Annotated in this window: 1 protein-coding gene; it reads left to right on the top strand. The window is 41.3% G+C overall.

What is annotated here, in order from left to right:
* Nucleotides 1–424 precede the first annotated feature (424 nt).
* Nucleotides 425–1,339 (top strand): Abi family protein, encoded by a 915-nt coding sequence (locus Xinn_RS20635; RefSeq protein ID WP_086954005.1) that lies wholly within the window; start codon nt 425–427, stop codon nt 1,337–1,339.
* Nucleotides 1,340–1,748: the final 409 nt, after the last annotated feature.

The following is a 1,748-nucleotide window of genomic DNA, read 5'->3' as shown; positions in this document are numbered from 1 at the left end:
TGGGGAGGCAAAGAACGCAACACCTCAGCAGACCGGACATAAACCGGCACAGAAGCAGTCTCCGTCTCAGGGCGCTAATCAGGAAAGAAAAAACACGCCTCCGGTACAGGCGTCAATGTTACCGGAAGAGGATGAAACCGACTGGGATTCGGAAATCCCGTTCTGAGTGGTGTGTTCATCATTAACGTATTGCCCTGTTAAATGGAAACAGGGTTGGATACCGTTTTAACGTGTAACGCGAAAGTGTTACCTATCTTTATGATATAAAAGGGTTATCGAATATAAATAGCACTTTTTGCTAAAAGATGTTGACTCAGATAAGTATAATTAATCGCAAGTACACCTGCCACGCTGAGTCCCTTAATCAGGGAATGCGCAAATTGGCAGGTTTTTTTTTACCTGAATTTTGCTTTCAGTGACATTTATGACAACGACAACGCAAAAGAAGATTTATCAAAAGCGTCCGGAAGATATTTCTTTTCTGATTAATAAACTTCGGGAACGTGGCTTAATCATAAAAGAGAACAAGGCTGCGGAGCATGCACTGACATTCATCGGTTATTATCGATTACGCGGTTATTTTTATCCTTTTTATATAATGGATGCACAGCGCATCCCACAACCGACTGAGCCGAAACATTTTGTTGCAGGGACAACGTTAGAAGATATTCTTCAGCTTTATGAGTTTGACCGAAAATTACGCCTGATTATCCTCGAACAAATACAAAAAGTGGAAATCGCATTACGAACCTGTTTGTCTGAACATATGTGCGGAAAATATGGTGCTCACTGGTTTATGAACTTATCTGTGCTGAGTAATGACTACCACTATGAAAACTTTTTTGGTCAGATTAATGAGGCCAAAGAAACGTTTATTGAACATTATAAACAGAAATACCACACGCCGAAATACCCGCCTTCTTGGATGATCACCGAAACACTGAGCTTTGGTTCATGGTCAAAAATATATAAATCGTTACTGCATGTGGATCAGAAAGCAATTGCCCATAAATTTAATGTGAAAAGTTATGAAGTTATGGCGTCGTGGTTTCATACATTAAGCCATATTCGCAATCTTTGTGCACACCATAATCGAATCTGGAATCGATCCTTCCGGGCATTCCCGCCGAAAAAGGGGCGAGAATTAGAACAACACATTATTAATCCAACAACACTTTACAGTCGGTTGGCTATTCTGAAATACCTTTCCGCTCAGGTGTCTTATCATAATGGTTTAAAAACACAGTTAATGGCATTAATGAAAGAAAAACCGGGTTGTGTCAACTGGGAAGCAATGGGATTTATTGATAACTGGGATTGCACAGCACTCTGGCAATAAAATACAGGTTATTGTGAAAAAGAACCTTTCAGACAGCATTCAGGGTTAAACGGAATGCCGGTCACTCAGATAAGCGATTTTACGTGTTAAACTTACATGTTCGATTATTGAATTAAATAACGCAATTCGTTAAAGTAGAAATGCTATCGGCAAAATCCGATAGTCAGGGAGTTGCGACCCTGTGAAACACTCCACTGGTAGGATATTTCTACCAGTGTGTCTGCTATCACCCTTTCAATGGTGGTTCAGGCGGTGGAGACTCACGTCTCACCGGTCGAGTGTTTCCGGTATCGCAAACTCCGCTTGAACTACCACCAATAATCCACAGAAGGGGAAGCAGGTATGACGATGATCCACACTCAGAAAGACTGGCACCCAGCCGAAATTATTTGTGCATTACGCAAACGTG

The organism is Xenorhabdus innexi (assembly GCF_002632485.1).
Taxonomy (GTDB): domain Bacteria; phylum Pseudomonadota; class Gammaproteobacteria; order Enterobacterales; family Enterobacteriaceae; genus Xenorhabdus; species Xenorhabdus innexi.
The sequence above is the reverse complement of the archived record's forward strand: the minus strand, read 5'-3'. Positions and strand labels throughout refer to the sequence as shown.

Bases quoted from the DNA above. Each gene is read 5' to 3' on its own strand.
- Xinn_RS20635 (WP_086954005.1), top strand. From the start codon at position 425: ATGACAACGACAACGCAAAAGAAGATTTATCAAAAGCGTCCGGAAGAT.